Consider the following 13607-nt stretch of genomic DNA (forward strand, 5'->3'; position numbering starts at 1 on the left):
CTCCTCGTTCTTGGCGGGGGTTCCTAGCGGGGGACGGGGCAGGGCTTCACGTAGGTGATCGTCACGCCGACGCTTCCGGAGCCCGCGGTGCCCTTGTTGTCACCGGTCCAGGAGATGGACAGCGACGTGCTGAGCGGCTTTCCGCAGTTCTCCTCGCCCGTTCCCGAGTTGACGGAGAACTGGATCGTCGTGCTCTCGCCGTCGGCGACACGTCCGCTGCCCGGCGAGACGTTGACCATCGTCCCCGCGGCCGTCCAGTTGATCGAGCCGCGCTGCGACCGCACGGAGACCGAACCCTGGCGGGTGGTGCCCACGTCCACCGAGCCGGTGGAGGCGGCGAACTGCGGAGGGGGCGGTGGCGGGGGCGGAGGCGGCGGAGGGGGCGGCTGGGAGGACTGCTTGGCCTGCGGCTGGGAGGACTGCTTGGGGGCCGAGGTGGGCCGTGAGGTCTGTTTCGGCGGGGGCGGCGGGCCGTTCGGGCCGTCCGCCGACGGCGGGTCCGTGCGCCGGGGCTTGGCCGACGGGCTCGCGGAGGGGCGGGAGCTGCTCGACGGCGGCGAGGCCATGGGCGCCGAGGACGTCGGCAGCGTCACGCCGGGCTGCCGGACGCCGCCGGTGCCGGTCGGCGCGGCGGAGCCCACCGGCGTGCCCCCGGTGGCCACGGGCGGCGGAGGAGGGGAGTCCACGAGTGCCGGCAGCGATTCGCCCGGCGAGACGACGATCGTGCCGCCCGCCGCCTCCACGTCGACCGGCGCGGTGCCGCTGGGCGCGAAGATCAGCGACCAGATCGCGCCCGCGGAGACGACCGAGGCGAGGGTGACGAGCGCGACGCGTCCCCAGCGGATGCGGCTCTCGGGGTCGTCGGCGTCGGGGTCGGGCTCCCAGAACTCGGGCTGGGACGCGGCGGCCTCCGCCTTCTTCTCGGGCGTGAACCCCTCTTCGACGGTGAGCGGGGCCTCGGGAGGGGGCGGGTCCTCCAGGGCGTCGGGCTGCACGGGGAAGCCGTCGGGGTGCCAGCTCTCGGTGCGGGTCTCGGCGGCGGTGAAGGAGGCGTCGGCGCCGGAGAAGAGCCGTTCCATGGGGGCCGGGCTGGCGAGGATGGGCATGCGCGTCATCAGTGCCGTGATCGTCACCCCGGCCTTGGCGGCCCCGCAGTCCTTGCAGGAGCGGATGTGCCGGGTGATGTGGGCGCGCAGCAGCCGCGTCGGCGACGCGGCCCACGACTTCACGAGGCCGGGCAGCACCGAGCAGCGCGGGTCGGCGCTGCGCGCGTCCACGACGGCGGCCAGCCACTGCTCGGCGTTCTTCCGGCCCGTGCGGGCCGCGGACTCCACGGCGTCGACCGAGATGTCCAGAACCCTGGCGACCTCGTCGGACTTGAGGCCGTGCCGCAGGGTCAGGTCGAGGATCTCGCGTTCGCGCGACTCCAGGCAGGCGAGCACCTCGACGCCCAGTTCCGGCGAGCCGCCACGCCCCTGGCGGGCGTAGGAGCCGGTGTGGGTCACGCCGGCGAGCCGGGACTGGCACTCCGCCCGGGCCAGGGAGTACATCCAGGCGCGCAGGCGGGTCGCGTCGTACAGGCGGTCGGTGTGGGCGACGGCCCCGTGCAGGGCTCCGACCGTCGCCGAAAGAGCGTCGTCGTCGTCCAGCAGGGATTGGCAGTAGTCGTAGAGATGATCTCCGTACTCGCGGCACAACCGCTCCAGAGCGGCGGGATCATCCCTCCTCAGCACGGGACTCAGCTCTCCTGACATGGTTGCAAATGATAAATCTGGTACCGGCAAAGCAGTCAGAAATATACGGGAGGATGCCTCAGCTTCTGATATCACTTTTGTTACATAACAAACTTCTATACTCTGTTGACTGTCTTGACGTCTTAACCTCCCCATGAATGCACATGTAGTGACGAATCACCGCATTGTGCAAGAGAAGCCGACGCCCACCCCGCCCCGGAGACGAGAGCACCGTGTCAGACAGCTGGGAGGATCCGCCGCGGCGTCGTCCCCCGTACGCCAAGGATTCAACGGGCGGACGTCCGGCGGACGAACGATGGCGTACGTGGGAAACCTCGCTCGACCTGGAGGGCGAGGAGGAGCCCTCCCTGTGGCGCAGGCTCGGCGGCGACCGGCGCGGCGGCATCGTGATCGGCCTCATCCTGCTGCTCGCCGCGGCTCTCGGGATCTGGTTCGCGCTGCCGGAGTCCTCCGGCGGGTCCGGCGTCCCGGCCGCCGTGCGGACGGACCTCCCGGGCGCCGGCTCGGGCGCCGCGCAGACGTCCCCCACGGGGGCCTCCTTCGGCATCGAGTCCCCGCCTCCCCCGCCGGTGATCACCCCCAAGGCCCCCGGGAAGACCACGGCCGCGCGCCCGCGCCGTACCGCGGTGCCGCCCCCGCCCGCCTCCTCGGCGCCCTCGCGCCCGCCCGTCCCCCGCACGAGCGCCACCCCGCGCCGGACGTCGAAGCCGACCCCCAAGCCGACGCACCGGCGGACGAGGAAGCCCGTGCCCACCACCGGGCCCACCGCTCCCCCGCCGCCCCCGAGCTCGTCCCGCCCCACCTCCCGCCCGACGCGCACCACGCCGCAGACGGGCCCGAGCGTCCCCCCGCCCCCGCCGGGAGGATGACGCCCCGCGACGGCGGCAGGTGACGGCCCGCGGCCTCAGCGGAGCGACTCGGCGACGCGGCGGGCGCGGTCGAGCTCCGCGGGGCCTTCGAGGCGGTAGGCGACCCCGCCGCGCCGCCAGATCAGCGTGGGGGCGGCGGCGCGGGGCAGCGTGCGGGTCGAGCCGTCGCCGGGCAGGTACGTCACCTGGTGCGGCCCGCTGATCCACCAGCCCTCGGCCGTGCCCACCACGACCTCCTCGGGGAACGGCGCGCCGAGGTCCTTGCGCCACATGGGGGTCAGGACGCCGTCGTAGGCGTCCAGCCGCACGCCGGGCCAGAACAGCGACACCACGCGGCCCCCGTCGCTCACCCGCACGTCCCGCGTCTCGCCGAGCGCGGCGGGGACGGCGAACGGCAACCGCACCAGGCGGCGGGCCTCGTCGAGGGTCACCCTCCGCTCGCCGGGCAGCGGGCTCGGGACCCCGCGGGGCGGCGGAGGCGGCTCCTCGCCGATGTGCGCCTCGATGCCCGCGAAGCGCAGGACGGCTCCCACGGCGGCCTGCCCCTGCGGGGTGAGCCCGACGAGCAGGGCGACGACCGCCGCCACGCCCGCGGCCCCCCATCGCCACGTCCGCCGCCGCCCCGGACGCTCCGGCCGGCGCGGTTTGAGCGAACCGGCACGCTCCGGCCCCTCCAGGCGTGCCCGCACGGCCCGCGCCACGTCGGCGGGCGGCGGCTCGGGAACGCGGAGGGCCTCGCCGAGCGCGCGCAGCTCGGCCTCCATCTCCTCAGCGCCGCCGGCGTCGTCAGGAGAGTTCATGGCCCACCTCCTTCCGCAGCCTGGCGAGCCCCCGGAACGTGCGGGACTTCACCGAACCGAGCGGCCAGCCGAGCACCTCGGCGGTCTCGGCCTCGGACAACTGCAGGAAATACCTGCAGACCACCGCCTGCCGTTCCCGCTCGGGCAGCGCCCGCACGGCCTCCAGCAGCCGGGCGCGCCGGTCGCCCGCGATGGCGACCCCCTCGGGGTCGTCGGGCACCCGGGTCTCCGGCTCGACGCCGATCTTGAGCACCAGGTCGTTCCTGCGTCCGCGCGAGCGGGTGAGATCGTGGGTCAGGTTGGCGACGATCCTGAGCAGCCACGGCTTGAACGCGGCATCCCTCCGGAAGCCGGACAAATACCGAAATGCTCTGACGAAGGCCTCCTGGACCACGTCCTCGGCCTCGTCACCCGCGCCGAGCAGCGCGGCCGTACGGTGGGCCACCGCACTGTAGCGCGTGACCAGCACCTCATAGGCGGCGAGGTCCCCGGCCAAGGACCGGGTTATCGCCTCGTCGTCGTCCGTCGGGAGCTCCTCGGAGTGCGCCTTCGCGGCAGAAAGGTAGTTCGCCCGGCCGCCGTTCGCAAAGGATCAGCATGACCCGTTTCCCGTGCCGCTACGGGGGAACTCGGACTTCTCGCGCGGGCGGGCCGGTAGACTCGGAGGCCATCCGTGACCGTGGCACCCGACCGGGGCCGCGGTCTTCGAGTGAACGAGGCTGGGCGGGACGCATGTCTGGGTATGACCGCGTGGTGCAACCGGCGGCCGGCGACGAGGCTCTGGAGAACCACCTCGGCGGCGACGAGGCCAAGAACTACCGGCGGTACGAGTACGACATGGTCGCCCCGCACGTCGGCAGGTCGATGCTCGAGATCGGCTCGGGTCTCGGCCACTTCGCCGAGCAGTTCCTGCCGCGCCTCGACCGCCTGGTGGTGAGCGACTTCGACCCCTACTGCGTCGAGCAGCTCGCCAAGCGGTTCGAGGGCCGCGACGACATCCAGGTCCTGCGGTTCGGCCTGCCCACCGAGATCCCGCTCGCCGAGCCGGTCGACACGGTCGTCATGATGAACGTCCTCGAACACATCGAGGAGGACGTCGAGGCCCTGCGCTCCCTGGCCAAGGTGACCGCGCCGGGCGGGCGCATCATCATCTGGGTGCCCGGTTACATGCAGCTCTACGGCGACTTCGACCGCAAGGTCGGCCACGTCACCCGCTACACCCCCGCCACCCTGGGCCGCACGGTCAGGGCGGCCGGGCTGAAGCCCGCGGTGCTCAAGCCGATCAACTTCCTCGGCGGCATCGCCTGGTGGGCGGCCGTCCGCCGCGGCGGCGTCGGCTACCCCGACCCGCGCCTGGTCAAGATCTACGACCGCACGGTGGTGCCGACCACCCGCTTCATCGAGCGCTTCATCCGCCCGCCCTTCGGCCAGACCGTCTTCTGCGTGGCCCGCGTCCCGCACTGACGCCGGCTCTCGGCGATATCACAGGGTTTCCTCCTGCTTCTCCTAGCGGCGTGGGCTGAGCTGCCGCCATGAGACTCGTCTCCACGGTGCTCGTCCCCGCCCGGCAGCGCGACGGCCTGACCTTGGCCTGGGCGACGAGCCCGGATACTGGAGTCCGGCAGAACGGTGCGAAGTGAGCAGGCATGAGCGACCAGCAGAACAAGCCGCGCGTCCTCGTCGTCGACGACGAGCGCAACATCCGTGACCTGGTGGGCGTCGCCCTGCGCTTCCACGGCTTCGAGGTGGTCAGCGCCTCGCGGGGGTACGAGGCGCTGGAGCTGGCGCTCTCGGGGGCGCCCGACCTCATCGTGCTGGACGTCATGCTGCCCGACCTGGACGGGTTCGAGCTGTGCCGCCGGCTGCGCGCCCACGGCGACGACGTCCCCGTCATCTTCCTGACCGCCCGCGACACCTCGGCCGACACCGTGCACGGGCTCACGCTCGGCGGCGACGACTACGTCACCAAGCCGTTCTCCGTGGAGGCGCTGGTGGCGCGGGCGCGGGCGGTGCTCCGGAGGGGCCGTCGCGCGTCGGAGGACACCGGCGCGCCGGACCAGGAGGTGCTGACCGTGGCCGACCTCGAACTGGACGAGGCCCGCTGGGAGGTCAGGCGCGGCGGCGCCCCGGTCGAGCTGTCCCCCACCGAGTTCCGCCTGCTGGCCTTCCTGATGCGCCACCCCGGCCAGGTGCTCACCAAGGCGCAGTTGCTGGAGCACGTGTGGGGCTTCGGCACGCAGTCGCAGGTCGTGGAGACCTACATCTCCTACCTGCGCCGCAAGCTGGACCCGCTCGGCCCGCCGCTCATCCACACCCAGCGCGGCGTGGGGTACGCGCTGCGCCCCGCGCAGGACGCGTGATGCCGCGCCCGAATACTCCGGCGAAGGCGCCTTTCGTCCGGAGACCAGGCACGATGGCATCGTGATGACGCTCAGAGGACGCCTCCTCGCCGGACTGCTCTCGGTGACGCTGGTGGGCCTGGCCGTCCTGTCGGTGGTCAGCGTCCTGGTGCTGCGCAGTCACATGATCGACCGCACGGACGCGGCGCTGGCCGCCGCCGCGCGGGCGTCGGCCGCCCGGCTCGGCAAGGCGACGGGCATCGCCCTGGTCAACGCCAGCCCCACGTACGCGATCGCCGTGCTGAACACCACCACCAACCGCGGCCGGCTGCTGTCCGGCGACGACGCCGAGGCGGCCGGGCTGCCCGCCGTCCTGGAGGGCCTCGGCGCGGCGAAGGTGACGGCGCTCGCCGACGCCGGCCGGCCGTTCGCGCTCAGCGAGCGGCTGCGCGCGGCGGCGGCCCACATGCCGAGCGGCCAGCGCGTGATCGTCTTCGCGGTGCCGCTCGACGAGGTGTCCGACTCGATACGCCAGCTCGTCGTCACCGAACTGGTCACCGGGGCCGTTCTCATGATCCTGCTCGCGCTGCTCGGCAGGTCGCTGATCGGCAAGGGCCTCGCGCCGCTGTCGCGCATGGCGACGACCGCCAAACTGGTCGCCGAGGGAGGCGACCTGTCGGCCCGCATGCCCGAGGGCAGGTCCGAGGCCGGGCACCTCGGTTCCACGATCAACGTCATGCTGACCCGCATCCAGGACGCCTTCGCCGCCCGCTGGGCGTCGGAGGAACGCGTCCGCCGCTTCGCCGCCGACGCCTCCCACGAGCTGCGCAACCCGCTCACCACGATCTCCGGGTACGCCGAGCTGTACCGGCAGGGCGCGATCCCCGACGAGGAGGTGCCGCAGGTGATGCGCCGCATCGAGGACGAGGCGGGCCGCATGACCCGGCTGGTCTCCGAGCTGCTGGAGCTGGCCCGGCTGGACAAGGGCTCGCCCCTCAGCGTCGCGCCCGTCGATCTGACCGCGGTGGCGATGGAGGTCGCCGACGACTTCGCCGCGCTGAACCCCGACCATCCGGTGCGGGTCGCGGCGCCGGACAGACTGGTCGCGGTGGTGGACGAGGCGCGGATCCGCCAGGTGCTGGTCAACCTGCTGGCCAACGTCCGCGCGCACACCCCGCCCGGGACCGGGGCGACCGTGCGGCTGGAAGCGCCGGTGGTGCTGGAGGTGAGCGACGACGGCCCGGGCATGTCCCCGGAGAACGCGGCGCGCGCCTTCGACCGGTTCCACCACGCCTCCTCCGACGACAGCGACGGCAGCGGCCTCGGCCTGGCGATCGTCCAGGCCATCGCGAGCGCGCACGGCGGCCAGGCGACCCTGCGTTCCCTGCCCGGGCAGGGAACCGTGGTCCGCGTCGAGGTCCCCGACCTCGCGGCCCGCTGACCCGCGCGGCCGCTCCCCCGCCGTCCGGCCACGGTTCAGGAACGTTCCAGCGCCGGTGGCGCGCGGTCAGACGGTGATGACGAACTTGCCGCGGGCGCGGCCTTCGCGCAGGTGGCGCAGGGCCTCGGGGGCCTGGTCCAGCGGGTAGGCGCGGTCGATGACGGGCCTGAGCGCGCCGGACTCGATGAGGTCGGTCAGGGCCAGCAGGTCCTCCAACGGCTCCGCCGAGAGCAGCGGGCGCAGGGTGTGGCCGACGAACGGGTTCAGGACCAGCGAGACGAGCTGCCGATGGGTGCCGCCGAGCCAGCGGCCTCTCCCTTCGCCGCCGGCGAGGACGAGAGTGCCCCGGGGCGCGAGGGCGGAGCGCATGACCCGGAGCGAACGGACGCCCGCGATGTCGATGGCGACGTCGAACCCGCGCGCCCGGGTGGCGAAGTCCTCGCGGGTGTAGTCGATGACGTCCTCCGCGCCGAGCGAGCGGACCAGGTCGGCCTTGCCGGTACCGCACACGCCGGTGACCTCGCCGCCGAACGCCTTGGCGATCTGCACCGCGTACGTCCCGACGCCTCCCCCGGCGCCGGTGATCAGCACCCGCTGCCCCGGCCGCACCCGGCCGGCGTCCCGGACGGCCTTGAGCGCGGTGCAGGCGGACGCGGGGACGGCCGCCGCCTGCTCCAGGGTGAGGCTCGGCGGCTTGGGCGCGAGCCGGTCCTCACGGACGGCGGCGTACTCGGCGTACGACCCGTCGCTGGTGCCGAACACCTCGTCTCCGGGGGCGAACCGGGTCACGTTCCGGCCGACCTCCTCGACGACCCCGGCGATGTCGCGGCCCCGGACGGGGAGCTTCGGCCTGCGCAGCCCGAAGCCCGCGAGCCTGACCGGGTACGGCAGGCCGGTCATCAGGTGCCACACCCCCTGGTCGACGCCCGCCGCGTGGACCCGGACGAGCACCTCGCCGTCCCCGGCCACCGGCCGCGGGATGTCCCGTAACGCGAGGGCGTCGAACGAGCCGTATCTCTCCTGCACGATCGCCTTCATGGCGTCTCTCCTAACTGTCCGGATACTGGAACACGTCGTCGAGCGGTACGTCGAACACCCGGGCGATCTGGAACGCCACCTCCAGCGACGGCGAGTACTTGCCCTGCTCAATGGCGATGATCGTCTGCCGGGTCACGCCGATGCGGTCGGCCAGGTCGGCCTGCGTCATCTCTCCGTGCGTGAATCTGAGGGTCCTGATCGAGTTGGTGATCCTGGTCCGTTTCACCACGGCTGGAAGCCCCAGCGGTAGGCGGCGATCTTGGCGATCGACCCGAGGATCGCCGACAGGACGAACGCCAGGTACATCACGTTGGCGATCCAGAACGTGTCCCACTCGGCCAGCGCCATGAGGATCACGGCGACGCCGCCGATGACCACGAACGACTGGCCGATGTGCTCGCCGAACCGGTAGATCTCGCGGTCACGGACGTCCTTCTTGCCGGCGTCCCGGGGCGAGGCGATGGCGACGGCGATGTTCAGGACGATCCCTGCCACGATGCCGCCGCCGATGGTCCACAGCATCGTCGCCGCGTACGGCACGTCGGCGAGCGGCTTGTCGCCCGCCCGGCCGAGGACGATGACGACGTACACCGCGTACGCCGCGATCGCGACCAACCCCATGATCCACGCGTTCTTCTCTTCTGAGGGCATGCCACGAATGTAAAGCAGACGCGACACGATGTCTAGTTTTTTTGACATTACCCAGCTCGGAAGGGGTATCGCCTACCCCAGGGCGGGTGGCGAATAAATCGGTTGCGGGCGATCCCGGCGGTCTCGTACCGTCAGGGCATGCGCATTTTTCCTTACTGACGGCCTCGATCGGTCCTCGCCGACCGATCCGCCGGCACTCGGCTCTCTGATCCCGTCCATCCAGACGCGGTAGCTGAGCGGCTTCCCGCGGCATGACCTTCTGCCGCGTCGCCATCCGTAAGGAGACCTTCTTATGCGTGCTCGTTCTTTCCCCACGCCGGTATCCCAGCCGGGCGCCCAGCCGGGACCTACTCCACAGCCCGCGCGACGCCTGCCTCCGGTTCCGAGGCGTGTGCCGGTGCCGCCCGCGCCCATGCGGCGCGTACCGCCGCCGCGCCGTCAGCCGAAGGGCCGCTGACCGGTGTAAAGACGGGACCGTCCGCGCGCCGGGCGGCCCCGTGACGGCGGCGCCCTGCCCCCGCCCTTGACCGCGGTCCCCTATCCGCAGGTCGGGCCGGGGCGGAGCGCCGCCCTTCCGGGCCTACAGTCGTTCGATGATGGTGACGTTGGCCTGGCCGCCGCCTTCGCACATGGTCTGCAGCCCGTACCGGCCGCCGGTGCGCTCCAGCTCGTGCAGCAGCTTGGTCATCAGGATCGCCCCGGTGCCGCCCAGCGGGTGGCCGAGCGCGATGGCGCCGCCGTTCGGGTTGGTCCGGGCCGGGTCGGCGCCGATCTCCTTGAGCCAGGCCAGCGGAACCGGCGCGAACGCCTCGTTGATCTCGATGACGTCGATGTCGCCGATCGACAGCCCGGACCTCTCCAGCGCTCGCCGGGTGGCCGGGATCGGCGCGGTGAGCATGTACACCGGGTCGTCGCCGACGAGGGCCAGCTGGACGATCCGGGCACGCGGCGTGAGCCCGTGCGCGCGCATCGCCCGCTCGGAGGCGATCAGTATCGCGCCGGAGCCGTCGGAGATCTGCGAGGAGGTGGCCGCGGTGATCCGCCCGCCGTCGCGCAGCGTCTTCAGCCCGGCCATCTTCTCCAGCGTCGTGTCCGCCCGGGGGCCCTCGTCGTCCTCGACCCCGTTGAGCGGCGCGATCTGCTCCTTGAAGTAGCCGTTGGCGACGGCCTTGGCGGCCCGCTGGTGGCTCTCGTACGCGTACCGTTCGAGCTCGTCGCGCTCGAAGCCCCACTTCTCGCACATCAGCTCGGCCCCGCGGAACTGCGAGATCTCCTGCTTGCCGTACCGCTCGACCCACATGTCGCCGAAGGGGAACGGCATCCCCTTCTCCAGCGCGGCGGTGACGCTCGACCCCATCGGCACGACGCTCATGGACTCGACGCCGGCCGCCACCACCAGGTCCTGCGTACCCGACAGCACGCCCTGGGCCGCGAAGTGGATCGACTGCTGCGACGAGCCGCACTGCCGGTCGATCGTGACGCCCGGCACGGACTCCGGCAGTCCCGCTGACAGCCACGCGTTGCGGGCGATGTCCATGCTCTGCGGTCCGAACTGCATGACGCAGCCCATGATCACGTCCTCGACCGCCGCGGGATCGACACCGGTGCGCTCCACCAGGGCCTTGAGCGTGTGCGCGGCCAGATCGGTGGGGTGGACGGTGGACAGGCCGCCCTTCTTCTTGCCGACCGGGCTACGGACCGCCCCGACGATGTACGCCTCTGCCACGGTGCCTCCTGGGGTTCGTCCCACCTGAAACCGAGCAACGTTCGGTACCTGCGAGCGTATTACAGAATAATGCTCCACGGAGAACCGAGCCCGCCCGCGCGCCTCACCGCACGTACTCGACCTTCTTCCCCGACCGGCCCGGGAACACCACGATCAGGTGCTGCTCGTAGGCGTCCTCCCCGCCCCCGGCGTAGACCCGCACCCGGTACCGCCCGGGGCCCTTCACCGCGAGGTTCGGCAGACGTACCGCGGTCCCCTGCTCGGCGCCGTCCTCCATCATGGGCACCAGCAGCCGGCCGCTCGTGCTGACCACGCCGACCTCCGTCACCTGCTCCCACCCTTTCAGCCGCAGCGGCGGGGCCGAGTCGAACGCCTTCACCGTCAGGCACATCGGCTGGTTCTCGCTCTCGGTCATCACGGTCACCGCGCCCCCGGCCGCGCCCACGAACCCGTCGTCCAGCGCCGCGTCCCAGCTCTCCTCGCCGATCTCGCCCTCGGGGTCGTAAACGGCGTACCCACCACCCTCGAACAGGAAGTACGCGGACGTGCCCTCCCGTCGTGCCCGCACCCGCGGCCAGGCTTCAGGGCACCGGGCGTTCTCCTCGGCCACGAACCGGTCCTCGTCGGCCTTTTTCTCGGCCTCCGAGCGCAGCAGGTCGGGCTGCCGCGCGCCGACCACGTCCGGGCACAGGAACACCAGATCGTCGGGATCGGCGCCCCATCCGCTGCGCTCGCTGCCCGCCTCCTCCAGCAGGGCCACCTGCTCCTCGCGTTCCCGCGCCTGGCACAGCCGCCTGCCGTACGCGAGGACGTACTGGTCGGCGAGGGTGTCGGGGAACATCGGCGGGACGCCGTCCATGGTGGTGCGCGCGTGGCAGATGAACGCCCTCTCCCGGTCCTCCGGCCGGGTGTCGCCGTAGGGACGGTACTGCATGGTCCACTCGTAGCACCTGTCATCCCAGCCGCTGTAGGTGAGGCGTGGCCTTTCCTCGGGCTCGATCATCCCGATCACCGGCACGAGCACGACCGCCGCCGAGACGATCCTTACGGCACGAGGCGGCCCGCCGGAGGCGACCCCGGCGGGGGCGGACCCGGCGCCGGGACCGGCGAGCTCATGGGCCGAGCGGGCGAGCCACACCGTGTAGAAGACGTTCAGCTCGTCCGACAGCCAGTTGATCACCAAAGCCTCGGGGCCGAGGAAAGGCACCAGAAGCGCCCCGAAGAACTCGAACGCGAACGGCATCGTCAGGCCGGCCAGGCCCAGGGTGACCGTGGCACGGCTCCAGCGCTCATCCCGCCGCTGGGCGAGGAGGATCATGAGCAGCCAGGCGGAGTCGACCAGTGAGAGCAACCAGCCGGTGTTCGGCCACACGACTCCCGGCAGCTCGTCGATCGCGCTCTCCACGGACAGGGCCACGCAGATCGCGGCGAAGACCAGGCCCAGAGCACGGAACCGCCAGGACTCACCGGTCAGGACCAGGAGGAAGGTCACCCACAGTGGGGCCCACACCAGCAGGAAGAGGGCCTCGGCGAGCGCGTCGGGAAGCAGCTCGCTCGGCAGCCAGAGGACCGCCGAGTAGGCGGCGGCCAGGTAGAGCAGCCGCCGCAGCCGGATCACCCGCCGGTCGGCGCCCTTGTCCGCGCGTGGGGGCAGGCGCAGGACCTGCCAGAACATCCACGCGTTGAGGACGGCGACCACGGCTAGCCCGGCCGCCATGTCCCCGGCCTCCGGGAACCCGTCGCCGAGCATGAATCCACCGCCGGCCCACTCCCAGACCACGCCCAGGTAGAAGACGCGCAGATCGTCGTTGGCGATGGCGATCACCGCGGCGACGGCCACGGACACCAGGTAGAGCCCGGCCGCGAGCAGCCCTAGATGGCGCCTTGACACACCGTCCCCCTCATCCGACAGGAGGATGATCTTAGGGGTGAACCACCACGAAGTATGGCGAATGCCGTGAACCTCCGGAGATTTCCGGAAAAGATCACTCAGCGCAACCTCAGAGCTGCTCAGCGGGAAGTCATCGGGCACTCATTCGGCGATCCACCAGGGCTTCAACAGAACGTGGGCGACCACTCAGCGTGAGGAGGAGGTCGCCTTCCGGGTGCCCGTCATCCGGGCGTACACGATCACGTTGTCGACGTAGTGACCGGTCGTACGGTTGTACGTGCCGCCGCAGGTGATCAGCCGCAGCTCGGCCGCGTCCGCGTTGCCGTACACCCGGTTCGTCGGGAACGTCTTCTTGTCCGCCTGCTCGATGCCGCCCACGGTGAAGATGGCCACCGTGCCGTCCATGCGGGTGACCTCGATCGTGTCGCCGTACTGCATCTCGTGCAGCCGGCTGAACACAGCGCTGCGCGTGGTCGTGTCCTTGTGACCGAGCATCACGGCCGGACCGGACTGCCCCGGCGTCGGGCCGTAGCGGTACCACCCGACCAGGTTGTGGTTGTTGATCGGAGGCGTCTCGATCGCGCCGTCCTTGTCGGTGCCCACCGACTTGATCGGCGCGTTGATCCCCAGCTTCTGGATGATGAGCCGCTTCGGGCTGGACGGTTGCATCGGCGGCGCGGGCGGCAGGCTCGGCACCGGAGGCGGCGCCGACGACACGGCCTGCGTCAGCGGCTGCCCCAGGCCGCCCGGCCCCACCGACGGAGCCAGGGACGGCTCGGACTGCAGGCGCAGCGGCGTACGGGACTCCTTCAGGCCGTACTGGTCGGGCGCATTCACCATGAACAGCAGCCCGACCACCACCGTGACCACACCCGCGACCGCCGCGATGATGAGCACGGTCCGCATCATCTGGCCCCGGTCGGAGCGCTGCGGCTGCCCCCACTGGTCCCCGCCGGGGTACTGGTAGTAGAACTGCGGCGGGTACGGCGCCCCCTGCCCAGGCTGTGGATAGCCGTGCGCGCCCTGCGCTCCCGGGTCGGCGTGCGGATGGCCGCCGTTATCCGGGAACGGGTACTCGGGAGGCGTCGTCATCGCGTG

General features: G+C 71.8%; 13 protein-coding genes. 4 read left to right on the forward strand and 9 right to left on the reverse strand.

Annotated features, from left to right (window positions below):
• Positions 1-23 precede the first annotated feature (23 nt).
• Positions 24-1754: an RNA polymerase sigma factor gene (locus tag BJ982_RS00085; RefSeq protein WP_184875340.1), complete on the reverse strand. Its 1731-nt coding sequence runs from the start codon at positions 1752-1754 to the stop codon at positions 24-26.
• 212 nt (positions 1755-1966) lie between these two features.
• Between BJ982_RS00085 and BJ982_RS00090 the strand changes: the two genes are divergently transcribed.
• Positions 1967-2623, forward strand: coding sequence for a hypothetical protein (locus tag BJ982_RS00090; protein WP_184875342.1), 657 nt, complete (start codon positions 1967-1969; stop codon positions 2621-2623).
• 35 nt (positions 2624-2658) lie between these two features.
• Here the strand turns inward: BJ982_RS00090 and BJ982_RS00095 are convergent, their stop codons facing one another.
• Positions 2659-3423, reverse strand: coding sequence for a hypothetical protein (locus BJ982_RS00095; RefSeq protein ID WP_184875344.1), 765 nt, complete (start codon positions 3421-3423; stop codon positions 2659-2661).
• Positions 3410-3919, reverse strand: coding sequence for an RNA polymerase sigma factor (locus BJ982_RS00100; protein WP_221482252.1), 510 nt, complete (start codon positions 3917-3919; stop codon positions 3410-3412). Before BJ982_RS00100 ends, BJ982_RS00095 begins: the two co-directional genes overlap by 14 nt.
• Positions 3920-4155: 236 nt before the next feature.
• Here BJ982_RS00100 and BJ982_RS00105 point away from each other — a divergent pair, with 236 nt between their 5' ends.
• From BJ982_RS00105 to BJ982_RS00115, 3 genes are all read left to right on the forward strand, one after another.
• Positions 4156-4887 carry a class I SAM-dependent methyltransferase gene (locus BJ982_RS00105; RefSeq protein WP_184875347.1) on the forward strand — a complete coding sequence of 244 codons (732 nt, stop codon included), beginning with the start codon at positions 4156-4158 and terminating at the stop codon, positions 4885-4887.
• Positions 4888-5069: 182 nt separating this feature from the next.
• The gene (locus tag BJ982_RS00110) at positions 5070-5783 is read left to right on the forward strand and encodes a response regulator transcription factor (protein WP_184875349.1); all 714 of its coding nucleotides are present in this window, start codon (positions 5070-5072) and stop codon (positions 5781-5783) included.
• 64 nt (positions 5784-5847) lie between these two features.
• Positions 5848-7203 carry a sensor histidine kinase gene (locus tag BJ982_RS00115; RefSeq protein ID WP_184888254.1) on the forward strand — a complete coding sequence of 452 codons (1356 nt, stop codon included), beginning with the start codon at positions 5848-5850 and terminating at the stop codon, positions 7201-7203.
• Positions 7204-7269: 66 nt separating this feature from the next.
• On the opposite strand, the gene BJ982_RS00120 is transcribed toward BJ982_RS00115, so the two are convergent.
• The 6 genes from BJ982_RS00120 to BJ982_RS00145 form a co-directional block, all read right to left on the reverse strand.
• Complete coding sequence (locus BJ982_RS00120) at positions 7270-8241, reverse strand: NAD(P)-dependent alcohol dehydrogenase (RefSeq protein WP_184875351.1); 972 nt, start codon at positions 8239-8241, stop codon at positions 7270-7272.
• Positions 8242-8251: 10 nt separating this feature from the next.
• Positions 8252-8575: a helix-turn-helix transcriptional regulator gene (locus BJ982_RS40815; RefSeq protein WP_376697680.1), complete on the reverse strand. Its 324-nt coding sequence runs from the start codon at positions 8573-8575 to the stop codon at positions 8252-8254.
• Entirely contained in the window at positions 8464-8892 is a 429-nt protein-coding gene (locus BJ982_RS00130) for a hypothetical protein (protein WP_184875356.1), read from the reverse strand. The genes BJ982_RS40815 and BJ982_RS00130 overlap by 112 nt, the downstream gene beginning before the upstream one ends.
• 580 nt (positions 8893-9472) lie before the next feature.
• On the reverse strand, positions 9473-10618 hold the full coding sequence (locus tag BJ982_RS00135; protein WP_184875358.1) for an acetyl-CoA C-acetyltransferase: 1146 nt from the start codon (positions 10616-10618) through the stop codon (positions 9473-9475).
• A gap of 103 nt (positions 10619-10721) precedes the next feature.
• Positions 10722-12509, reverse strand: a complete 1788-nt coding sequence (locus BJ982_RS00140; protein WP_184875360.1) for a hypothetical protein — start codon at positions 12507-12509, stop codon at positions 10722-10724.
• A gap of 186 nt (positions 12510-12695) precedes the next feature.
• Positions 12696-13601 carry a class F sortase gene (locus tag BJ982_RS00145; protein WP_184875362.1) on the reverse strand — a complete coding sequence of 302 codons (906 nt, stop codon included), beginning with the start codon at positions 13599-13601 and terminating at the stop codon, positions 12696-12698.
• Positions 13602-13607: the final 6 nt, after the last annotated feature.

The sequence above is a fragment of the Sphaerisporangium siamense genome, assembly GCF_014205275.1.
In the GTDB taxonomy this organism is placed as follows: domain Bacteria; phylum Actinomycetota; class Actinomycetes; order Streptosporangiales; family Streptosporangiaceae; genus Sphaerisporangium; species Sphaerisporangium siamense.